Origin of the sequence: Plantibacter sp. VKM Ac-2876, assembly GCF_015350715.1 — a bacterium.
In the GTDB taxonomy this organism is placed as follows: Bacteria; Actinomycetota; Actinomycetes; order Actinomycetales; family Microbacteriaceae; genus Plantibacter; species Plantibacter auratus.
In genome coordinates this window covers 961,515-982,989 of the sequence record NZ_JADKSI010000001.1, presented here as the reverse complement: position 1 = coordinate 982,989, position 21,475 = coordinate 961,515, and the positions used below count along the sequence as shown (strand labels likewise).

Here is a 21,475-nt window from a genome sequence, read left to right as displayed (position 1 = left end):
AGGGAGTCAGTCGACGTCAGAAGAGGCGGGAGTCGCTGTCGTCGAGGCCGCGCATCGCGTCGTAGTCGAGGACGACGCAGCGGATCCCGCGGTCCTGGGCGAGGGTGCGCGCCTGCGGCTTGATCTCCTGTGCGGCGAACACGCCCTGCACGGGGGCGAGGAGCGGGTCGCGGTTCATGAGCTCGAGGTAGCGGGTGAGCTGCTCGACGCCGTCGATGTCGCCGCGGCGCTTCAGCTCGACCGCTACGGACGCCCCGGTGGCGTCGGTGGCGAGGATGTCGACCGGGCCGATCGCGGTCATGTACTCGCGGCGGATGAGTCGGTAGCCGTCGCCGAGGAGTTCGATCTGCTCGGCGAGGAGCTTCTGCAGGTGCGCCTCGACGCCGTCCTTCTGGAGGCCCGGGTCGACGCCGAGTTCGTGCGCGCTGTCGTGGTGGACCTCGTGGATCGACACGATGAGGGCGTCACCGGTCTTCTTGTGCGTGACCTTCCACAGCTCGGTGATCCCGGCCGCCGCCTGCGTCTCGTCGGGCTCGACCGTCGTGAGCACGCAGGGCGGGCTCATCCAGTTGAGCGGCTTGTAGGAGCCGCCGTCGGAGTGGACGAGCAGGCTGCCGTCGTTCTTCACCATGAGCAGTCGCTTGGCGAGCGGCAAGTGAGCCGACAACCGTCCGGCATAGTCGACCGAGCACTCCGCAATCACCAAACGCACGACGACGAGCCTACCCTCCGCGCCTGGCTGTCCGACGCGCACTCGGACCCAGGCGGGTGTGCACAACTCCTGCCGTCCGTTGAGAGCGGCCGCTCCCCTCGCGACAGTTCCGCCCGCAACTCCTGCTGATCTTCCCTCCGTCGGGGCCTGAGTCCCCTGTTCTCGGCTCGACGGGGTTGTAGGTAATGCGAGGAGCAGGAGTTGCGAACCGTGCGTGGGCGGCGGACTGGCCGCAAGCAGGAGTTGTGAACCCTCGCCGGGCGGGGCGTGCCGGCGAACGACCGGGGCTCAGCGCTTGCGGCGGCTGCTCTCGCGGGCGGCCGGCGACGCGAGGCCGGCGAACACGATGAGCACGAGTACGACGAACAGGGCATTCAGCAGACCGATCGCGTCGCCGAGGATGCCGATGAGCGGCGGACCGACGAGGAACGCGCAGTAGCCGATCATCGCGACGGCGCTCACCCGTGCCGCAGCACGCTTGGAGTCGTCGGCCGCGGCGGACATGCCCACCGGGAACCCGAGCGAGGCGCCGAGTCCCCACAGCACGGTTCCGAGGACCATGAGTCCGGTGACCGGCGTGAGGATGAACAGCACGAGTCCGGCGATCGCCGCGCCGGCCGACACCTGCAGCACCGGCACCCGGCCGAAGCGGTCGATGAGCGGCCCGCCGACGATGCGACCGACGGTCATCGCGGTGACGAACACGCCGTAGACGAGCGCGCCGGTCGTGTTGCTCTGCTCATGGCCGTCGACCACGGCGAGTGCGAGCCAGTCGTTGGCGCTGCCCTCGGCGAACGCCATGCCGAGCATGATGACGCCGATGAGGATGAGTCGGCCGTCGGCCCAGACCGAGAGACTCTCGCGGAGACGGTCCTGCCAAGGCGCCTTCGGTGCGTCGTCGAGTTCGTCGGCGACGACCTGCTCTGCCGGGACGAAGCGCACCGCGACGACGGCGACGATCGCGATGACGACCGCCATGACGAGCGCGTGCCAGAAGACCTCGAGGCCGGCTGCGGACGCGAGTGCGCCGAGCCCCGCTCCGGCGACCGTGCCGAAGCTGAAGCACGCGTGCATCAGCGGCATCACCGTCTTGCCGAGCTCTTGCTCGGCCGCGGCGCCCTCGACGTTCATCATGACGTCGAGCGCGCCGTTCCCGAAGCCGAAGATGATGAGCCCGACGAGGACGATGCCCTCGAGCGGCACGAGGCTCGCGCCGACCCCGATGAGGAGCAAGCCGGTCGCGACGAGCCCGAGCGTGAGCTGCATACCGTGTCGCGGGCCGAGACGCGCGAGGAGGTGCTGGGAGGCGACGAGGCCGAGGATCGATCCGATCGACATGCCGAGGATGAGCAGCCCGACGGCGCCGGTGGTCAGTTCGAGGTTGTCGCGGATGGCGGGGATGCGCGCCACCCACGTCGCGATGCTGAGGCCGCTCAGGGCGAAGATCACGAAGATCGCGTTGCGCCAGGCGAGGAGTTCGCGGCGTGGGCGCTGGGCGACGGGGGCGGTGTGCGGGTCGGTCGGCTCTGACACAGGGTCCTCGGGATCGGTGCTGGTGCGCCTGGGCGCTCGGTGCTGGTGCGCCTGGGCGCTCGGTGCTGGTGCGCCTGGGCGCTCGGTGGAGCGGGGTGGTGAGGCCCGTGCATCCGGGTGGATCTAGGGAGAATCGAATCGATTCGATTCCGTCGACTAAGCTAGCAGATCGTGGACCAGGAATCACGCCCCTCGCGACCGACGCTCGCCGATGTCGCCGAGCGCGCGGGGGTGTCGCCGTCGACCGCCTCGCTCGCGTTCAGCGGCGCCGGGCCCGTGTCCGAAGCGACCAAGCAGCGGGTGCTGCAGGCTGCTGCCGACCTCGACTACGCCGGCCCCGACCCCCGGGCCCGCTCCCTCCGCCAGGGACGCAGCGGCATCGTCGGAGCCGTCGTCGCCGGCCGCATCGGGCACTCCTTCCGCGACCCGGTGATGGTCCAGACCCTCGACGGACTCGCCGACGAACTCGGCGCGGTCGGTGCCGGTCTGCTGCTCCTGAACGACGCGCAGGAGGGCACCCTGCAGCTGAGCAACGCGCCGATGGACGGCGTCGTCCTCATCGGCTGCAGCCCGAACCTCGACAGCTCGGTCGCGATCCTCAGCCGACGGGGGATGCCGATCGTCTCGATCGAGGGACTCGCAGCCCTCGGCGTCCCCGACATCGCCGTCGACAACCGCGGCGGTGTGCGTGAGGAGGCGCGACACCTCGCCGACCTCGGCCACGAGCGCGTCGCCGTCGTCACCCTCAACCTCGACCCGACAGAACGCCGCGGCCCGCTCACGCCCGAGTGGGAGCGATCCGCCACGACGGTCCCGGCGATCGAACGCCTGCAGGGCCTCCGCGACGTCTTCCCCGACGCGCAGGGGTTCGTCACCACGGGCTCGTCCCTCGAGGAGGGCCGGGTCGCCGGACACGCCATCCTCGACGTCCCGGCGGATGAACGCCCGACGGCGATCGCCGCACAGAGCGACCTCCTGGCCGCCGGCGTCATCCGCGCAGCCGAGGAACTCGGCATCTCCGTCCCCGCGGAGCTCAGCGTCGTCGGGTTCGACGGCATCCGTGTCGAGGGGCTCGACTACGACCTCACGACGGTGTGGCAGCCCTCCCGGGAGAAGGGGTCGGCCGCCGGCCGGGCGATCGTCGCCATGCTCGACGGCCGCGATCCGGAGTGCGAGCAGTTCGCGGTCCGGTTCCACCCTGGCGCGACCACGGCACCGGCGCGCCGGGCCCGGTGATGCGACCGACCACCCTCTCGTCCATCGCTGACCTGGGGGAGCTGGCCGAGGCGCTCACGGGGTTGCGCGCGGCGGCCGGTGCGCCGTCGTTCGCCGAGCTGGCCCGGCGGGTCGGTGCCCTCCGGCTCAGACGAGGTTCCCGCGACGCCCCCGGCAAGGTGACGGTCTACGACTGCTTCCGCACCGACCGGCATCGGGTCGACGCCGAACTCATCCACGACCTCGTCCTCGCCCTCGGAGCCTCAGCGTCAGCGGCCGCCGAGTGGCGCACCACTGCTGCGCGCCTGAACGGTGCGACGCTCGGGGGCCCGGTGTCCGCCTCCGTCCTACCGGCAGCCGAGGGATCGACGTCCACCGGTGTGGAGCCCGCTGCCGCACCCGTCGTCGTCCTCACCGGGCTCCCCGGGGTCGGCAAAGCCGAGGTCGCGAGGCGGCTCGCCGAGGTCGAACGCCGCCGTACCCCCGGTGCGGTGGTGCTCCTCGTCCGGTTGCACGGATTCGAAGACGGGCAGCGTCCGGCGGAAGCGGACGAGGTGCTGCGTGAACTGGTGCGCGCCGTCGGAGGTCGGTCCGATCGTCGCCTCGACACCGCAGCGCTGCGCGAGACCCTCCGAACGGCGGCGCGCGACCGCCGGATCGTCGTCCTGCTCGAGGACGCGTTCTCCGCAGCGCAGCTCGCTCCACTTCTGATCGCCGACCACGCCCGGGGTCCCGCCGGGTGCGGTCTCCATCTGATCGTGACCTCGCGAGCCCGGCTCGACGGCCTCGAGGCACTGGCGGCTGCGGAGGGACTCGCGGTGGACCGTCGGACCGTCCTGCCGCTCGAGACCGAGGAGACGGTCCGGCGGCTCTCGGCCGCGACCGCCTCGCGGCGTCCGACGTCCTCCTCGGCCGACGACGCGGCGGTCCGCCGGCTCGCGAAGGCGATCAGCGGGATCCGCCTCGACCTCGACCTCGTGCTGCGCTTCATCGAAGACCACCCGGACTGGTCGCTCGCCGATGTGGCCGAGCGCTTCGGCGACCGCCCGCGGCGCGACCACGCGGTGCCGCTCCTGGAACCCTCGGTCGCCGCCGTCGGACCGGCCGCCGCAGCCCTGTTCCGGCGGCTCGGCCTGCTCCGCGGCCCAGTACGGCTGGACGTCGTCGGGACACTGCTGGACGACGCCGGCGCGGGTGCGCCGACCTCGGTGAGCCTGCTCCGTCGCCTGGCGGACATGCACCTGGCCACCGTCTCGGAGCGGACCGTCGAACTGCACCCGCTCGTCCACACCGCGGCCCACCGGCTCGCGGTCGAGCAGGAGCGCCCGTCGGTCCTCGTGGTGCTGGCCGAGCGTGTGTTGGACCGGTTCCGCGAGTTGGTCGGCTCCGTCCGCGTCGACGCGTCCCTCGCCGACGGGCTGGTGGCCGCCGCAGCGCTCGCGGTCGACCAGCGGGCGGGCGACGCACTCGCCGCGCTCGTCTTCGACGTGGTGGAGCCGGTGGGTGATGCTGGCTACTGGAGCCATGCGGCCGAACTCCTCCAGCTCGCCGCGCCGTTCGTGCCGCGGGACCGACGAGGCACGAGCGCGGAGCTCCTCGCCCGCGCCTTCGAGAAGCTCGGTCGGTACGACGACGCCCTCGACCACCTGCATCGGGCGAGTCGTCTCCTCACCGAGGAGCAGCCGGGTCGCACGATGAACGTGATCGCCAATGTGGAACGCCAACTGGGACGGATGGCGGAAGCCGAGCAGTCGTATCTCCGCGCCGCTCGGATCGCGGCCGCGGCCGGCAATCCGATCACGCGAGGGCGCGCGCTCGGCAACCTCGGCAATCTGGCGCGCATCACGAGCCGGTATCGCCGGTCGGAGCGGTTGTTCGATCTGGCCGAGGCGGTGAGCACTCGAGCCGGGGATGACGTCAATCTGACGATCGTCGAGTCGAACCGTGTGCTCCTGCTCCAGGCGCAGGGCCGGTTCGACGAGGCGCTCCGGCGCTGCGCGACCCTGCTCGAGCACGGCGGTGCCGGCGTCAACCGCGGATACCTCCTCACCCAGCGCGCCATGATCCTGCTGGACCTCGACCGTGTGGCCGAGGCGGAGGCGGCCCTGCTCGCGGCAGGGGCGGACGACGGCGGTCCGACGACGTTCGACGAGGACGCCGAGATCGCCATCCAGCTCGCCCAGGTCGCTCGTCGACGCGGAGACCTCGTCGAGGCCGCGCGTCTGGCGGACACCGCCCTGGCCTCGGCCGAGCGTGTCGGCTACCCACTCCTCCGCTCCGACGCTTGCAGCACCCTCGGCGAGATCGCCGCCGATGCCGACGACGCCGGGACCGCCGAGCGCTGGGCGCGATGCTCGCTCGAGCTCGCCGAACTGCTCGGTGACCGGGTCGAGCAGGCGCGGGCGTTCGAGACGATGGGGAGGGCGGCGGTGATCCGCGGCGACCGGGCGGCGGCCGACGCCGCGTACACCGCCGCAGCCGACCTCCTCAGCGCGGTCGGCCACTGGCGAGCCACGGCCGTCCAGACGATGCGCGCGGCTTCCCTCCGACCCTGACGGCGGAAACCCGTGGACACGCGGCAATCGGCGGTCCTCGGCGCCCGGACGTTCGGGCTCGTTCGGGTGACTGGTCCGCGGTCGCCTCGATCCGCCACGATCATGCCGGAGCGAGCCGTGCGGCGAGCCCGAGACAGACCGACATCCGGCCGGACGACGCAGCTCGTCGGCCCATGCCAGCAGAAGGACGAACACCCCATGACGCGACACCGACCATCGACGAACCGGCTCAGACGACTTGCCGCTGGAGGCGGGCTGTTCGTGCTCGCCGCCACCCTCGCAGGGTGCTCCGGAGGTGACGTCTCGGTCGGAGACACGGCGACGGTCACCCTGCCGGCGAAGACCGCGGGGAACGGTGATCAGGACTTCGCCGTCACGGTCGCCTCGGTCGACGAGGCTCCGGCCGAGGTGGCCGATCAGATCGAGGGTGACGAGGACGTCTACTTCGCGTCCATCGAGTTCGCCTACACGGGCGATGCTGCCGCCGAGGTGCTCGCCGTGCCGTGGAACAACGTCTTCGCACGGCTGTCGGACGGGAGCCTCCTCGAGGCCTCGTTCATCGGGCTCACCGAGTGCAGCGGCACACCGGAGGATCCGGTCGCCGCCGCCGACGACCTGGTCGCCGGTGAGACGGTCACCGTCTGCGTGCCACTGTCGTCGACCGACGGTCTGGAGGTGACCGGCGTCTACGTCGGCACCTCCGACGGTGGCTCGGGCGGGACGGTGTGGAAGCGATGACCGGCGTGCGCGAGCCCGGGCGGGAACCTGTGCGCGAACCGGATCGATCCGGCCAGGAGGAGCCGCCATCCCAGTGGTCCGTGGAGGAGTGGGGGAGTTCACCGTTCGGCTGGTTCGTCGGCGCGGGGATCGGTCTCCTCGCTGCGATCCTGTGCTTCACCCCGATCTGGGACGAGGTCGCCGGGCGGAGCACCGGACGCCGCGCCGGGTTCGGTGCGCTGCTCGCGGCGATCGGACCGTTCGGTGTCGCGGCGATCGCCCTGGCGGTCGCGGTCGTGTTCGTCGTGGTCGGCCTCCGGAAGCGTCGCGCCGGCGAACGGAGCTGAGCGGCCGGTTCGACGCGCTCCCGGTGCATCGCGAGCCCCAGGTCGTAGGGTGGAGGAGACGCTCGAAGGAGACCCATGACCGACCAGCCCATCGCCACCGCAGCACTCGTCCAGCAGGAGGCGGCCGCGCTCGCCGTGTCGCTCGCACCGGTGTACCAGGATCTGCACGCGAATCCGGAGCTCTCCTTCGCGGAGCACCGGACGGCCGCCCTGGTCGCGGATCGCATCACCGGCCTCGGGTACGGGGTCGCGACGGGGATCGGCGGCACCGGCGTCGTCGGCGTCCTGGAGAACGGTGAGGGACCGACGGTCCTGCTGCGGGCCGACATGGACGGCCTGCCCGTCCTGGAGGAGACGGGCCTCGACTACGCGAGCGTCGCGCGCGGGGTCGACCCGGAGGGCAACGACGTCCCGGTCATGCACGCCTGCGGCCACGACGTCCACGTCACCTGTCTGCTGGGTGCCGCCGAACTGCTCGCCGCACGGCGCGACACCTGGTCCGGGACGCTCGTCGTCCTGTTCCAGCCGGCCGAGGAGGCCGGGGGCGGCGCGCAGGCGATGATCGACGACGACCTCTACGCACGCGTCCCGAAGCCCGACATCGTGTTCGGCCAGCACGTCGGTCCACTGCCGGCCGGTGTCGTCGGCACGCATGCCGGGCCGTCGTTCGCCGCGACCGACGCCTACCGCGTCACCTTCCACGGCCGCGGCGGGCACGGCTCCCGCCCGCAGTCGACGATCGACCCGATCGTGATGGCGGCGTCGGCGGTCGTCCGCCTCCAGAGCATCGTGTCCCGCGAGGTCGCCGGAACCGACACCGCGGTGCTCACCGTCGGCACGATGCACGCCGGCACCAAGAACAACATCATCCCCGACACCGCGCAGATCGGCGTCAACATCCGCAGCTACGAACCGCACGTGCGCGACCGCGTCGTCGGCTCCATGGAGCGCATCATCCGGGCCGAGGCCGCAGCGTCGGGCGCCGAGCGGGAACCGGTGATCGAACACACCGAGGCCTTCCCGGTGCTCGTGAACGATCCCGCGGCGACCGGCGCGGTGACGGCGGTGTTCGCCGACGCGTTCGGGGCCAACCGCGTCGTCGACCCCGGTCTCGTCACGGGGAGTGAAGACGTCGGCATGCTCGCGACGGCCGCCGACGCTCCCATCGTCTACTGGATCCTCGGTGGCGCCGATCCACAGGCGTTCGCGGCGGCCTACGCCTCGGGCCGCATGGAGCAGGACCTCCCCGGCAACCACTCCTCGAAGTTCGCTCCGCTCATCCACCCCACCCTCGACACCGGCATCGCAGCGCTCTCGCTCGCCGCGCTGTCGCGTCTGACCGGAACGGCGGCCTCCGCATGATCGTCGTGACGACGGACACCGTCGCCGGACACCGCATCGACGCCGTCCTCGGCGAGGTCGTCGGGCTCACCGTGCGGGCTCGCGACTGGGGCTCCTCGATGTCGATCGGCTTCTCGGCGCTCGGCGGCGGCGAGGTCCCGGGGATGACCCAGCTGCTGTTCGAGTCCCGCCAGGAGGTCATGCGACGCCTGGTGGCCGACGCGGAACAGCGCGGCGCGAACGCGGTCCTCGCGATGCGTCTCGAGACCACCGACATCGGCGGTGCGTGGACGCAGCTGACCGCCTACGGCACCGCGGCGTACCTCGTCCCGATCCCCGCCGGGGAGCCCGGAGCCACCGGCCAGTCCGCCTACGCGGCGGAACAGCCGGACGCCCCGAAACCACGCGGCGACGTCTGATCGCGGGCGGGTGACGGTTGCGCTCTGGTTCCGACCTGCGCTGACCTGCCCGACCTGATCCGTCCCACCGCGCCGCCACCGACGGAGTATCCCCATGACCGCTTGGATCGACGAACTCATCACCGAGGTGACGACGGCTGTGCGGGAGCGCAGTGACGAACGGGTTGCCGAGATGTTCGAGCGCTGCTTCGCCGACACGCTGCACAGCACGATGACGCCCATGCCGGACGGCACCGTCTTCATGCTCACTGGCGACATCCCGGCGATGTGGTTGCGCGACTCGAGCGCCCAGCTCGCCCCCTATCTCCATTTCGCAGCCGACCACCCCGAGTTGGCGGAGCTGCTCGTCGCCGTCAACCGCCGACAGCTCGACGCGATCGCGCTCAACCCCTACGCGAACGCGTTCAACGCCGAGCCGAACGGATACGGCCACCGTGACGACCGCACCGACGCGTCGCCCTGGGTGTGGGAACGCAAGTACGAGATCGACTCGCTCTGCTACCCGCTCCAGCTGGCACACGACATCTGGCTGGCGACGGGGCGCCGCGACCACCTGGATGCGCGGTACCGCTCCGCCGTCGTCGCGGCGATGGAGGTCTGGCGCGTCGAGCAGCACCACGAGGAGCGCTCGCCGTACCGGTTCCAGCGGTTCGACGCGCCGCTCTCAGACACGCTCGTCCGCGATGGACTCGGGCCGGAGACGGCGTGGACCGGGCTCTCATGGTCGGGGTTCCGGCCGAGCGACGACGCAGGGCGGTACGGCTACAACGTTCCCGGCAACCTCTTCGCCGCGGTGACGCTCGCCGGGGTCGAATCGATCGCCACCGATGTGCTCGACGACGCGGCACTCGCCGCGGAGGCCGGTGCGCTCCGACGCGAGCTCGAGACCGCGATCGACGCCTACGGTGTCGTGACGACCGATCAGTACGGCGACGTCTACGCCTACGAGGTCGACGGGTTCGGCAATGCGCTCCTGATGGACGACGCCAACGTACCGAGTCTGCTCTCGCTGCCGTTCCTCGGTTGGTGCCCGCCCGACGACGCCCGGTACCTCGCCACCAGACGGTTCCTGCTCAGCGAGGACGACCCGAGCTACTTCGTCGGGTCCGCCGCCCGTGGCATCGGGAGCCCGCACACACCCCACGACCACATCTGGCCGATCGCCCTGTCCATCGAGGGTCTCACCTCGCAGGACGAGCAGGAACGCGCCCGCCTGCTCGACACGCTGCTGCGGACCGACGCCGGCACGGGGGTCATGCACGAGTCGTTCCACAAGGACGACCCCGACACCTTCACCCGCCCCTGGTTCTCCTGGGCGAACGCGATGTTCTGCGAGTTCGTCCTCGACGTGGTGGGTCTGCGCACGCACGTGCGGCGTGCTGTGCCCCGAGGGGACTGAACGGACCCGCCTCCTCGTGCGCCGGCTCAGAGCAGCCGCAGCTCCTGTGCACGGGTGACGGCCCGTGTCCGGTCGGCCACCTCGAGCTTCTCGAACACGTGCAGCAGGTGCGTCTTCACCGTCGACTCCGAGATGAAGAGTGCCGCCGCGATCGCCCGGTTGCTGTTGCCGGCGGCGACGAGCGCGAGGACCTCGAGCTCGCGAGCGCTGAGCTGCGGGCGGGCTGGGGTCCCACCCTGCATGCGGCCGACGAGCGTCGCCGCGATCGTGGGCGCGAGCACCGTCTGACCGGCGACCACCGAACGGATGCCGGCCAGGATCTCCTGCTCGGGCGCCGCCTTCAACAGGTAGCCGCCGGCTCCGGCCTCGATCGCGCCGAGGATGTCGTCGTCGGTCTCGTAGGTCGTCAGCACGAGCACCCGGACGCCTGGCACGCGCTGCACGATGCGCGCCGTCGCCTCCGCGCCGCCGAGGATTGGCATGCGCAGGTCCATGAGCACGAGGTCCGGCCGGTGCTCCTCGGCCGCCGCGACCGCCGCAGCGCCGTCCGCCACCTCGGCGACGACCTCGAGGTCGTCCGCACGCCCGAGTAGCGCGACGATGCCCGACCGCACGATGGGGTGGTCGTCCGCGACGACGATCCTGATCCGTGTCATCGTCCCTCCTCCCTGGTCCCTGAGCTTGTCGAAGGGCCACCGGCCGAGACGCCGTCCGTGGTCCCTGAGCTTGTCGAAGGGCCCGCCTCGATCGTCACCGGTACTCGCACCCGCACGGTCGTCCCCGCTCCGGCGGCACTCGTGAGTTCCACCGTTCCGCCGAGCAGCGTCACCCGGTCGTGCATGCCGTGCAACCCGAAGCCCGCGCCCGGACTGGTCCCGAGCAGTGCGCCGTCCGGGTCCGCGATCCCGACTCCGTCGTCGGAGATCCGCAGTTCGGCCCAGCCGTCGTCGACGGCGAGCACCAGCTCGACGCGGTCGGCGGCGGCGTGTTTCCGGATGTTCGCGAGACCTTCCTGCGCACTCCGGAGCAGCACGACCTCGGGCGCCCGCTGGAACCGTTCGGAGGGAGCGTCGATGTCGACGGACACACCCGTCTCGCGGGCGAACCGCTCGCCCAAGCGGCGGAGGCTGTCACCGAGCGTCGTGTCGGCGGCCGGCATCGCCGCCGTCGTGGCCACGAGGGATCTCGCCTCGCGGAGGGCGTCGCGTGCCGTGCTCTCGATGAGGTCGATGCTGTCGAGGGCGGCGATCGGTCGACCGTCCAGCGGGGAGGCGTCCGGCGTGCCCGCGACGGTCTCGCCGACCTCGGAACGGGCGCGTTGCGCGAGCAGCACCACACTCGTGAGGCTCTGCGCGATGGTGTCGTGGATGTCGCGAGCCATGCGTTCGCGTTCGGCGGCAGCCCCGGCCTCCCGGCTCGCCCGCTCCGATTCGGCCTGAGCGGTCTGCAGACTCACCAGGAGTCGTGCCTTCTCGTCGCCGTGCTCAGCGATCCTGGTGATCCACAGACCGAGGGACAGCGCGAAGACGAGCGAGACGCTCTGGATCGCGAGCCCCTGCAGGATCACGTCGGGGGTGGCGCCCAGCCCGACGATGAAGCCGACGGCCAAGGTCGCTGCGCTCGCGATGTTGAGGACGATCGCGTTCCGCGTCTTCGGCGTCAGCACCCACAGCAGCGGGAACACGAGGCACTGCAGCGTCAGGACGTTCGGGGAGAACGCCGTCCCGACGGCGGTGAGGGCGATGAGGGTGATCGCGAACCAAAGCCCACCCTGCGGACGCTCGAGGGTGCGGCGCCCGGCCGTGTAGTAGACGAGGCAGAGCGCCGCCAGCACGATCCAGACGCCGACGACCCGCTCCGGTGCCCCGGCCGCGCTGACGCTCACGAGCGCGCCCACGATCACGCACCCCGCGCCGAACGCGACATCCCACCACCGTCGTCCGTCCATGTCCCAACCCTCCCATCCCTGCTCGCGAACTGTCACTTCCTGCTCGTTCCGGCGGCGTACACCCACCGGAACTGACAGTTCGCGGGCTAGGAGCGGCGGACCCAGCGGAAGGTGAGGCGGGTGAGGACGAGGCCGACGACCGCCCAGACGACGAGGACGAGCGCGACCATCGGGAGGTCCCAGCCACCGGACGGCTCCTGCGAGGCGAACCCCTCCGGCAGGAAGACGGAACGCATGCCCTGCGCGATCCACTTCAGCGGGAAGACACTCGCGACGCTCTGCAGCCACTCGGGGAGCATCGTGAACGAGAGGTAGACGCCGGAGATGAACTGGAGGACCAGCACGATCGGGATGATGACGGCCGTCGCGCTCTTGCCCGTGCGGGGGAGCGCCGACAGGGCGATGCCGAGGACGGCCGACGTGGCGATGCCGAGCAGGTAGATCCAGGCGAAGGTGAGCCACCGCTCGGGCTCGGTCGGCAGGGCGACGTCGAACAGGAACCGGGCGACGAGCAGCAGCAGCGCGATCTGGAGGACCGAGGTGACGAGGACCTGCCCCATCTTCCCGAGGAAGTAGGAGATGACCGGGAGCGGGCTGCCGCCGAGGCGCTTGAGCGTGCCGTCGCTCTTCTCCGTCGTGATGTCGGTCGCGAGGTTCTGGACGCCCGAGAGGAGGATGCCCGCGGCGATCATGCCGGGGAGGTAGAAGGCGGCCTGGCTGACCCCGCCGGTGCCGTCGGGTGCCTCGCCCACGTTCCCCATCGCGCTGAACGCGGTCGAGAAGATCGCGAGCATCACGACGGGGAAGAGGAAGGTGAAGAACACCTGGTCGCCGGAGCGGAAGTAGATGCGGGTCTCGTAGCCGATCCGGCTCGCTCCGAGCCGGAGGGTGCGTCCGCGGGGGAGTGCCGGGACGAGCGCGTTGGTGGTGCGGTCGATGGTGGTCATGCGCCGACTCCTGTCGTGGTGACCTGTGTGGTCGGTGACGGTGCTGCTGATGGGGTGGTTGACGACGCAGCGCCGTCGGCCGCGTGGACGAGCCCGAGGTAGATGTCCTCGAGGCTCGGACGGATGACCTCCAGGTCGCGCGGCTCTCCGCCCAGCGTCGCGGTGAGATCGGCGACCCGTGCGGCCGGCGCCTCGGTCCGTTCCTCGTGGAGGCCGTGCTCGTCGCGCCAGCGCACCACGGGGATCCGGGCCTCGGCGCCGCCGATCTCGTCGACCGCGCCGATCTCCACGAGTCGACCCGCCGCGATGACGGCGACGCGGTCGGCGAGCTGGGCGGCTTCGTCGAGGTAGTGGGTGGTGAGGAGGATGGTCGTGCCGTCGCGTTTGAGCGAGCGGATGAGTTCCCAGAACTGCCGACGTGCCTCGGGGTCGAACCCGGTCGTCGGCTCGTCGAGGAAGAGGAGGGCTGGGCGGCCGACCACCCCGAGCGCGACGTCCACCCGCCGACGCTGGCCGCCCGAGAGCTTGCCGATGCGCGTGCCCGCCTTGCTCGTGAGCCCGACCGCCTCGATGACCTCGTCCACGTCCCGCGGGTCCGCGTAGTACCGGGCGAACTGCGTGAGCTGCTCCCGGACCGTGACGTTGGCGGCCTCGGCGCTCGACTGGAGGACGATGCCGAGGCGGGCCTTCCAGTCGAGACCACCCTTCGCCGGGTCGACACCGAGGACGCACGCCTCACCGCCGGTGCGGTGCCGGTAGCCCTCGAGGATCTCGATCGTGGTGCTCTTCCCGGCACCGTTCGGGCCGAGGAGGGCGAAGGTCTCGCCCGGGTGGATGTCGAAGGAGACCCCGTCGACGGCGGTGAAGTCGCCGTACTGCTTGCGCAGCCCGCGGACCTCGATGATCGGTCGTGTGCTCATGGTGTCCATGCTCGTCCGCTGCGGCGCGCACCGGTAGCGGTGGAGGGGCTGATCCTCCTATCCACCGATCGGTTGATGCGCGAGCGGCCTGATGCCCCGCCGCTCCGGCTCGGTCTGCCGACACGCACGAACGCCCACCCGCCCGACGAGGGCGGATGGGCGCTGGCGGGACGCTGCGGCGCCCTAGCCGAGTGCTGCGGTGGAGACGACGACGACGAGGTCCTCGACGTTCTCGAACCCGGCGGTCTCCTGGGTGAGCTGGGTGAACGGGATGCCGATGATCGTCAGCCCGTCGAGCGATCCGGTGAACGTACCGGCGGCTTCGGTCACGCTCGCGCCACCGGCCGTCGCGTTCGCGGCCGCTGCGGTGAGGGAGGCAGCGCCGCCGGAGAGGACGGCGTAGCTGCCCGAGGCGGCACCCGCTTCGTAGCTGAGGATGCACACCGTCGGCAGGTCGCCGAGGACCGCGGCCGGAGCGAAGGTGGCCTTCGCGGCGGCGACAGCGGCCGCCGGGACCGCGACGCCGCTGGCTGCGCTGAGCGTGTTGACCTGCTCTTCGGTGCACTTCGTCGCGCCCGATGCCGGCTCTTCCTGGGCAGCGTCCTCCGTGGCCTCGGGCGCGGTCGTGGCGCTCGTCGAGGGTTCGGAGTCTGCCGGTGCGTCGCCACTACTGCAGGCGGCGAGCCCGAAGAGCCCGATGACGGCGACGGCGGTCACCGCGGAGACGCGGAGACGGTGGTGAGCGGAGCGAAGTGACATGGTGGTTCCCCCTGGAATCGTGAGCGTTGACGGATGCTCACCTCCAGGATGGGGGACCGAGGCGGCAGCCTCAATGGGGACAACTCCCCAGTTGTCGGTCAGGCCCCGGTGCGCATCCACGCCGTCGTGCGGGCTCGGAGCCCGAGGGTGGTCGCACGCGCACCGAGGTAGCCGACGAAGAAGGTGAGCGCCAACCAGGTGAGCCCGGTCTGCCCGCCGGGTGCCCAGGCGAGGACCGCGAGCGCGAACGGCAGGAAGACGAGCGTGTTGAGCAGCCCGGTGATCGCGAGGTACTTCGCGTCGCCGGCGCCGATGAGGACGCCGTCGAGGACGAAGACGACGCCACCGAGCGGGGTGGTGACGGCGAGCACGATGATGGCGGGCACGATGAGCGCCGCGAGGTCGGGGTCGCTCGTGAAGAGCAGGCCGATGACCGGGCTCGCGAGCGCGATGACCAGGCCGAGCACGATCCCCGAGCCGACGCCCCACTGCAGGCAGCGGACGAGGACGGCACGCACCCCTGCCACGTCGCCGGCCCCGAGCCCCTTGCCGACGAGCGCCTGCGCGGCGATCGCGAGGGCGTCGAGTGCGAAGGCGAGGGTGGCGAAGAGGGTCATGACGAGCTGGAACCCGGCGAGTTCGTCGGTGCCGAGGTCGGTCGCGACGAACACGGCGATGAGCATCGCGGCGCGGAGGCTGACCGTACGGAGGAACAACCACCCACCGGAACGGGCCGCGCCACCGAGGCCGGCGCGGTGCGGGCGGAGACTCGCTCCCGTCCGACGTACGTGGCGCAGGACGACGACGAGATAGGCGACGACCATGCCCCACTGCGCGATGACGGTGCCGATGGCGGATCCCGCGATGCCGAGTCCGAGGCCGTAGATGAAGAGGAAGTTGAGGCCGATGTTCGCGGCGAACCCGGCGCCGGCGACCACGAGGGGCGTGGTGGTGTCCTGCAGGCCGCGGAGGAGCCCGGTCGCACCGAAGACGAGCAGCATGGCGGGGATGCCGAGCATCGAGATGCCGAGGTAGGTGTCGGCCTGCTGGGCGACGGCGTCGGTCGCGCCGAACAGCCCGACGAGCGTGGGGGAGAGGAACCATCCGGCCGCACCGATCACGACGCCGAGCCCGAGCGACAACCAGAGCCCGTCCACCCCGAGCGACACCGCGCCGCGTTCGTCGCCGTGTCCGAGGCGCCGGGCGACCGCGGGCGTCGTCGCGTAGGCGAGGAACACCATGAGACCGATGACCGTCTGCAGGACCGCGCTCGCAACCCCGAGGCCAGCGAGCGGCACGACGCCGAGGTGGCCGATCATCGCGGAGTCGGCGAGCAGGAACAGCGGCTCCGCCATCAGCGCCCCGAGCGCCGGGACCGCGAGCCGGAGGATGTCGCGATCGACGGGCCGCAGCCGTCGCCTGTCCTGTCCCGTGGTCACCCGCCGAGCCTAGCCGCGGGTGGTGACACGCCGCGTCGCCGTCCGAGGCGGGACGAGTCGACGGCCTACCGCGCGAGCAGCGATCCGCTCAGGCGGGGGAGGTCGCGCAGGCGGATGCCCGTGAGGAAGCCGGCCGCGGCGGCGTAGGCCACCCGCGGTTGGTCGGCGTCCTCGCGGCAGGCGAGGAACAGCGGCACGGCGGTGGCGCCCAGGCGCTCGGCGACGTCGGCGATCTCCGCGAAGCCGAAGAGCGGGTCGACCCGGTGGGCGATGCCGGCCATCGTGCGCACGGCGACGCCGTCGGGCTCGGTGCCGTCCTGTGCCAGCCCGGAAGCAGCGAACGAGACCATGGACGCACTTTCGGACGAGAATCGTCGGCAGGCGTCGGTCAGGGCCTGCTCGACGGCTCGGCTGGTGTGTTCCCCCGACGCTGCACCCACACCCGTTGTCGTTCCGGCGTCGTCCTTCAGCAGCGCGCGCCGGACTGCATCGAGCGCCCACCCGTGCACGATGCCTCCGGCCCCGGGGATCGGCAACCAGGACACCGCCGCGAGCACGGCGCCTGCGGCGTCGGTCACGACGGAGACCCGGACCGCGGCAGTCGGCTCCCGGTCGTCGTCATCGGGGGCGTCGATGCTCGAACCCACGGTGAGACCGAGCTCGGGCACGTGCCGGTCGGACACCCACACCGACGACAGCGCGCGGATCTGGCTGCGGAGCTCCCACGGCAGTTCGCGAGCGGGCAGCAGGATCGAGGTCGTCGGATCCGCGCCGATGGCTCCCGTCGCATCGTCCGGACCAGCGGGTTCTGATGCCTCCGCCCCGCTGAGGTCGAGCACGAGGTCTCGGCCGAGCGGCGACACCCGCCACCCCTCGGGCACGATGCGCGCGTCGCGGGTGGCGAAGACCGCCGGTGTGAGCCCCTCCTGCTCGGCCGCCGTCGCGAACGCCGACACCGCGGCGACTGCACCGCCGGGGTCGCCGATCGGCTCGCCGAGGGCCAGCGCGACGCCGGCATGTTGCTGGTAGGCGACCGCGTGTCCACCGTCGGCGGTGACGAACACCCGGTTCTCGGGGCGGAGCGCCGAGGCCGCCAGCGGTCCGCCGCCGTGTTCGCGCAGCAGCTGCGCCGCCCTGATGCGTGCTCGCCGCGCACCAGGACCGATCGCCCCGGGCAGGCGTCGCCTGGTCTGGTTCGCCGCGACCCGGAACGCGTGGCGCGACAGCACGAGGACCACCGCCTGTCCCACCCACAGGACGCTCGCGGAGATCCAGATGGTCGACGCCACGAGCGGCACCTGGGCCAGCCAGGCGAGGGCGATGAGGGCGAGCGTGACCAGCAGGTTGCCGACGGTGAGCACCATCGCCGCCCACCAGGCCCAGCGATGACCACGACGGAGCCAGTTCGCGATCACCAGGATCGCGACGGTGTCGACCCCGACGTCGAGGATGGAGCCCTGCGTCAGGGCGGTCGAACCGAGCGGCCCGTCGAGCGGCACGAGGGTGACGAGCAGCTGCACCGCACCGATCACGAGCAGCCCGGAAACGGCGAAGAGTCGCCAGTCGCGCATGGTCGGTCGTGGGGTCGACCGGTGCTCGCCGAGGAGGAGGCGGGCCGCGATCACGAAGACGACGGTCGTGATGAAGTGCTCGAGGTCGTCGATCTTCCCGACGTAGAGGAGTGCGATCGACACCCATGACAGGAGCAGCAGCCGCCAGCGCAGCCGGTAGGGGGAACGCATGAACGCGGTCGCGGTCGCGACGCAGGCGAGGATGCCGCAGCTCGGACCGACGTCGAGTGTCGTCACGAGGGACTGCGCCCACGGCCAGTCGAGCCGAGCCAACGCCAAGGCCGCACCGAGGGCTCCCAGGACGCCGATGAGATGGCCGGTCACGAAGATCGCCGACGCCCGCAGCGTGCCGAAACGGACCTCGACCCACCCGCCGAACACGGCCGCGCCGACGATCGCGATGAGGTAGGCGAGCGGGTCGGCGGTGATGAACATGCCCGTCAGGACCGTCCACCAGCGCCCGGCTTCGAGGCTCGGCACCCCGTACGCGAACGCCGGGTACCAGGCGGCCTGGTCGATCGGGCGCCACAGGCCACCGGTCACGACGCCGAGGGCGACGAAGACGGTGACGAAGGCGGTGGTCGCGGGAGTCGTCCGCAGGGCCCAGCGCAGCGGCGTCAGGACGACGGCGATCGCGGCGCGTAGATCGGTGCGGACGGGGGCCGAGCTGGCGGCCCGGGTGGTCGGCGTGTCCATTCGGGCGTCGGCGTCGGTCGTGGCCTGGACCGACCCGGATGGCGACAGCAGTTCGTCGAGCTCCGCCTCGGTCATCGACACGGGCGCGCGATCAGCGGCCGGCTGGGCAGCACGACGACGGATCCGGAACACGACGACCACGGCGATCACGAGCGCCGCGGCACCGGCCAGTGCGAGCGCCGCCCAGGAGAAGCGGTGCAGGAACTCGGTCGCGGCACTCCCCAGGACGGTGACGACCGTCACCACGAGCGAGGCCCAGGCGATGCCACCCGCCGCGTTGGCGACGAGGAAGTGCGGGTACGTCATGCGGAACATGCCCGCGAGCGGTCCGGAGAAGATGCGGAGGACGGCGATGAACCGTCCGACGAACACCGCCCACGGCCCCCACCGCCGCATGAGGTGCACCGCGGCGCCCAGCCGCTTCGGCCCCACATGCTTCGGGAACCTGCGGTTCAGCACCGACAGGAGCCGTCGGCCGTACCGCTTGCCGATCCAGTACCCGATCGAGTCGCCGAGGATCGCACCACCGGCGGCCGCAGCGGCGACGAACACGGGGTTCAGGCCGCTCGACGCGGCGAGGAGGGTCGCCCCGATGAGCACGGTCTCTCCCGGCAACGGCACGCCGAGGCTCTCGACCGCGACGACCAGGAAGACGACGAGGAGCAGGACGCCGGGCGGGAAGTCGGCCAACCAGTCCACGCGGGCTCCTTCCGGCCGGGTGGGTCAACGGTAGTCCCTCGTTCCCCGAAGCGCTCGCGACGCTCCTCCACAGGACTCGGTCCAGAGCGATACGCCCGCTCTGAGAGAACACCCGAGCCGTGGTCAGGTGCCGTCGCTAGGCTGATCCGCATGACTGACGCGCAGCTCGCCTCCGGCATCGACCGCTCCGAACTCGACCCGGCCGTGCGGCCGCAGGACGACCTCTTCCGCCACGTGAACGGCAAGTGGATGGACCGCACCGAGATCCCCGACGACAAAGCTCGCTGGGGCTCCTTCCACCAGCTGGCGGAAGACGCCGAGAACGCCGTCCGCGACATCATCGAAGAGTCGCAGACGAACCCCGACGGCGAGGAGGGCGTGAAGATCGGCGCCCTGTACGCCAGCTTCATGGACGTCGATCGGGCCAACGCCCTCGGAGCGACCCCGCTCGCCGACCAGCTCGCCCGCGTCGCAGCGGTCGACTCCATCGAGTCCTTCCTCCGCCTGTCCGGCGAGTTCGAGGCCGAGGGGGTCGGCGGCTTCCTGCAGCTCTTCGTCGACAACGACCCGGGCAACCCCGAGCGCTACCTCGTCTTCGCCGAACAGGGCGGCATCACGCTGCCCGACGAGTCCTACTTCCGTGAAGACACCTTCGCCGAGATCCGCGAGGCCTACCGCGCACACCTCCAGACGATGTTCGAGCTCGCCGGCATCGACGACGCTGCCGCACGTGCCGACCGCGTGTTCGCCCTCGAGACGGCGATCGCGTCCAAGCACTGGGACAACGTCGCCACCCGCGACAGCGAGAAGACGTACAACCTGTACTCGTGGGACGAAGCGGCGGCGCTCGCCGCGGGCGCCGACCTCGACGGCCCGAACCTCGCCGTCTGGCGCGATGCAATCGGCGCCGCCGACGCGGTGTTCGCCGAGATCGTCGTGCGCGAGCCGAGCTTCCTCGAGGGCCTCGGGGAGCTCCTCGTCGACGAGCAGCTCGAGTCCTGGAAGGACTGGCTGGCCTGGAAGGTCGTCCACGGTGCCGCACCGTACCTCTCCGAGGAGTTCGGTCGCGCCAACTTCGACTTCTACGGCAAGACCCTCACCGGCACGCCGCAGCAGCGCGAGCGCTGGAAGCGCGGCGTCTCGCTCGTCGAGGGCATGCTCGGCGAGGCCGTCGGGCGTATCTACGTCGACCGGCACTTCGGCGCCACGTCGAAGGACGAGATGGACGTCCTCGTCGGCTTCCTCGTCGAGGCGTACCGCGACAGCATCGAGAACCTCGAGTGGATGAGCCCCGAGACCCGCACGCGGGCGTTGGAGAAGCTCGACAAGTTCACGCCCAAGATCGGTTTCCCCGTGAAGTGGCGCGACTACTCGGCGCTGGAGCTCGAGGCCGACGACCTGCTCGGCAACGTCCGTCGTGCCAGCCGGTTCGAGATGGACCGCGAACTGGGCAAGATCGGCAAGCCGCTCGACCGCGACGAGTGGTTCATGACGCCGCAGACGATCAACGCCTACTACAACCCCGGCTTCAACGAGATCGTGTTCCCCGCCGCCATCCTCCAGTACCCGTTCTTCGACGCCGGTCGCGACGCCGCCGCGAACTACGGGGCGATCGGCGCGGTCATCGGTCACGAGATCGGGCACGGCTTCGACGACCAGGGGTCGAAGTTCGACGGCGACGGCCGACTCACCGACTGGTGGACCGAGGCCGACCGCGCGGCGTTCGAGGAGCGCACCGCGTCGCTCATCGAGCAGTACAACGCGCTGGCTCCCGCCCAGGTGCCCGACCACCACGTGAACGGCGCCCTGACGATCGGCGAGAACATCGGCGACCTCGGCGGGCTCGGCATCGCCTGGAAGGCCTACCTGCTGTCGCTCGAAGGCGCCGAGCCGCCGGTCATCGACGGCCTCACCGGCGCGGAGCGGTTCTTCCTCTCCTGGGCGCAGGCTTGGCAGCAGAAGGGACGCGACGCAGAGGTCATCCGACTGCTGTCGATCGACCCGCACTCGCCGAACGAGTTCCGCTGCAACCAGATCGTCCGGAACATCGACGCCTTCTACGAGGCGTTCGGCGTGACCGAGTCCGACGCGGCATGGCTCGCCCCCGAGGAGCGCGTCACCATCTGGTAGCGCCGCGTCTCGCGGAGCCTGTCGCCCCCTGCCGATGACCCCAGTAGTGGGACATGTGGGAGTGCGGTCGACGCTGCGAGAATCACTCTGGAGTCGACGAATCGTCATCCCGATGCACTCGAGAAGCT

17 protein-coding genes are annotated in these 21,475 nt (G+C 71.2%); 8 read left to right on the top strand and 9 right to left on the bottom strand.

Annotation, left to right across the window (positions count from 1 at the left end; translation table 11 throughout):
* Positions 1-16 precede the first annotated feature (16 nt).
* Both nucS and ITJ62_RS04705 read right to left on the bottom strand, forming a co-directional pair.
* Positions 17-712, bottom strand: coding sequence for an endonuclease NucS (gene nucS, locus ITJ62_RS04710; protein WP_064294112.1), 696 nt, complete (start codon positions 710-712; stop codon positions 17-19).
* A 288-nt stretch (positions 713-1,000) separates the two neighbouring features.
* Positions 1,001-2,245 carry an MFS transporter gene (locus ITJ62_RS04705; RefSeq protein ID WP_194599885.1) on the bottom strand — a complete coding sequence of 415 codons (1,245 nt, stop codon included), beginning with the start codon at positions 2,243-2,245 and terminating at the stop codon, positions 1,001-1,003.
* A gap of 171 nt (positions 2,246-2,416) precedes the next feature.
* Here ITJ62_RS04705 and ITJ62_RS04700 point away from each other — a divergent pair, with 171 nt between their 5' ends.
* The 7 genes from ITJ62_RS04700 to ITJ62_RS04670 all read left to right on the top strand — a co-directional run bounded on the left by ITJ62_RS04700 (position 2,417) and on the right by ITJ62_RS04670 (position 10,238).
* Positions 2,417-3,481 carry a LacI family DNA-binding transcriptional regulator gene (locus ITJ62_RS04700; protein ID WP_370581818.1) on the top strand — a complete coding sequence of 355 codons (1,065 nt, stop codon included), beginning with the start codon at positions 2,417-2,419 and terminating at the stop codon, positions 3,479-3,481.
* Entirely contained in the window at positions 3,481-6,015 is a 2,535-nt protein-coding gene (locus tag ITJ62_RS04695; RefSeq protein ID WP_194599884.1) for a hypothetical protein, read from the top strand. The genes ITJ62_RS04700 and ITJ62_RS04695 overlap by 1 nt, the downstream gene beginning before the upstream one ends.
* A gap of 198 nt (positions 6,016-6,213) precedes the next feature.
* On the top strand, positions 6,214-6,753 hold the full coding sequence (locus ITJ62_RS04690) for a hypothetical protein (RefSeq protein ID WP_194599883.1): 540 nt from the start codon (positions 6,214-6,216) through the stop codon (positions 6,751-6,753).
* Positions 6,750-7,079, top strand: a complete 330-nt coding sequence (locus tag ITJ62_RS04685) for a hypothetical protein (RefSeq protein ID WP_194599882.1) — start codon at positions 6,750-6,752, stop codon at positions 7,077-7,079. Before ITJ62_RS04690 ends, ITJ62_RS04685 begins: the two co-directional genes overlap by 4 nt.
* Before the next feature lie 75 nt (positions 7,080-7,154).
* Positions 7,155-8,441, top strand: a complete 1,287-nt coding sequence (locus ITJ62_RS04680) for an amidohydrolase (RefSeq protein ID WP_194599881.1) — start codon at positions 7,155-7,157, stop codon at positions 8,439-8,441.
* Positions 8,438-8,839 (top strand): YbjQ family protein, encoded by a 402-nt coding sequence (locus ITJ62_RS04675; protein WP_079704464.1) that lies wholly within the window; start codon positions 8,438-8,440, stop codon positions 8,837-8,839. Before ITJ62_RS04680 ends, ITJ62_RS04675 begins: the two co-directional genes overlap by 4 nt.
* Before the next feature lie 94 nt (positions 8,840-8,933).
* Complete coding sequence (locus ITJ62_RS04670; protein ID WP_194599880.1) at positions 8,934-10,238, top strand: glycoside hydrolase family 125 protein; 1,305 nt, start codon at positions 8,934-8,936, stop codon at positions 10,236-10,238.
* A 26-nt stretch (positions 10,239-10,264) separates the two neighbouring features.
* Here the strand turns inward: ITJ62_RS04670 and ITJ62_RS04665 are convergent, their stop codons facing one another.
* The 7 genes from ITJ62_RS04665 to ITJ62_RS04635 form a co-directional block, all read right to left on the bottom strand.
* Positions 10,265-10,894: a response regulator transcription factor gene (locus ITJ62_RS04665; RefSeq protein WP_194599879.1), complete on the bottom strand. Its 630-nt coding sequence runs from the start codon at positions 10,892-10,894 to the stop codon at positions 10,265-10,267.
* A complete protein-coding gene (locus ITJ62_RS04660) occupies positions 10,891-12,186 on the bottom strand; it encodes a sensor histidine kinase (RefSeq protein ID WP_194599878.1) in 1,296 nt (431 codons plus the stop codon). Before ITJ62_RS04660 ends, ITJ62_RS04665 begins: the two co-directional genes overlap by 4 nt.
* A gap of 86 nt (positions 12,187-12,272) precedes the next feature.
* Positions 12,273-13,133 carry an ABC transporter permease gene (locus tag ITJ62_RS04655; protein WP_194599877.1) on the bottom strand — a complete coding sequence of 287 codons (861 nt, stop codon included), beginning with the start codon at positions 13,131-13,133 and terminating at the stop codon, positions 12,273-12,275.
* Positions 13,130-14,053: an ABC transporter ATP-binding protein gene (locus tag ITJ62_RS04650; protein WP_194599876.1), complete on the bottom strand. Its 924-nt coding sequence runs from the start codon at positions 14,051-14,053 to the stop codon at positions 13,130-13,132. Before ITJ62_RS04650 ends, ITJ62_RS04655 begins: the two co-directional genes overlap by 4 nt.
* Positions 14,054-14,236: 183 nt before the next feature.
* Positions 14,237-14,812 carry a hypothetical protein gene (locus ITJ62_RS04645; RefSeq protein ID WP_137242804.1) on the bottom strand — a complete coding sequence of 192 codons (576 nt, stop codon included), beginning with the start codon at positions 14,810-14,812 and terminating at the stop codon, positions 14,237-14,239.
* Between the two features lie 98 nt (positions 14,813-14,910).
* Positions 14,911-16,251 carry an MATE family efflux transporter gene (locus ITJ62_RS04640; protein ID WP_370581816.1) on the bottom strand — a complete coding sequence of 447 codons (1,341 nt, stop codon included), beginning with the start codon at positions 16,249-16,251 and terminating at the stop codon, positions 14,911-14,913.
* A gap of 65 nt (positions 16,252-16,316) precedes the next feature.
* Complete coding sequence (locus ITJ62_RS04635) at positions 16,317-19,217, bottom strand: VTT domain-containing protein (RefSeq protein ID WP_194599875.1); 2,901 nt, start codon at positions 19,215-19,217, stop codon at positions 16,317-16,319.
* Positions 19,218-19,367: 150 nt separating this feature from the next.
* Between ITJ62_RS04635 and ITJ62_RS04630 the strand changes: the two genes are divergently transcribed.
* Complete coding sequence (locus ITJ62_RS04630; RefSeq protein ID WP_194599874.1) at positions 19,368-21,347, top strand: M13 family metallopeptidase; 1,980 nt, start codon at positions 19,368-19,370, stop codon at positions 21,345-21,347.
* Positions 21,348-21,475: the final 128 nt, after the last annotated feature.

Coding starts and splice junctions, on each gene's coding strand:
- ITJ62_RS04695 (WP_194599884.1), top strand. CDS start 3,481: ATGCGACCGACCACCCTCTCGTCCATCGCTGACCTGGGGGAGCTGGCC.
- ITJ62_RS04690 (WP_194599883.1), top strand. CDS start 6,214: ATGACGCGACACCGACCATCGACGAACCGGCTCAGACGACTTGCCGCT.
- ITJ62_RS04685 (WP_194599882.1), top strand. CDS start 6,750: ATGACCGGCGTGCGCGAGCCCGGGCGGGAACCTGTGCGCGAACCGGAT.
- ITJ62_RS04680 (WP_194599881.1), top strand. CDS start 7,155: ATGACCGACCAGCCCATCGCCACCGCAGCACTCGTCCAGCAGGAGGCG.
- ITJ62_RS04675 (WP_079704464.1), top strand. CDS start 8,438: ATGATCGTCGTGACGACGGACACCGTCGCCGGACACCGCATCGACGCC.
- ITJ62_RS04670 (WP_194599880.1), top strand. CDS start 8,934: ATGACCGCTTGGATCGACGAACTCATCACCGAGGTGACGACGGCTGTG.
- ITJ62_RS04665 (WP_194599879.1), bottom strand. CDS start 10,894: ATGACACGGATCAGGATCGTCGTCGCGGACGACCACCCCATCGTGCGG.
- ITJ62_RS04660 (WP_194599878.1), bottom strand. CDS start 12,186: ATGGACGGACGACGGTGGTGGGATGTCGCGTTCGGCGCGGGGTGCGTG.
- ITJ62_RS04655 (WP_194599877.1), bottom strand. CDS start 13,133: ATGACCACCATCGACCGCACCACCAACGCGCTCGTCCCGGCACTCCCC.
- ITJ62_RS04650 (WP_194599876.1), bottom strand. CDS start 14,053: ATGAGCACACGACCGATCATCGAGGTCCGCGGGCTGCGCAAGCAGTAC.
- ITJ62_RS04645 (WP_137242804.1), bottom strand. CDS start 14,812: ATGTCACTTCGCTCCGCTCACCACCGTCTCCGCGTCTCCGCGGTGACC.
- ITJ62_RS04630 (WP_194599874.1), top strand. CDS start 19,368: ATGACTGACGCGCAGCTCGCCTCCGGCATCGACCGCTCCGAACTCGAC.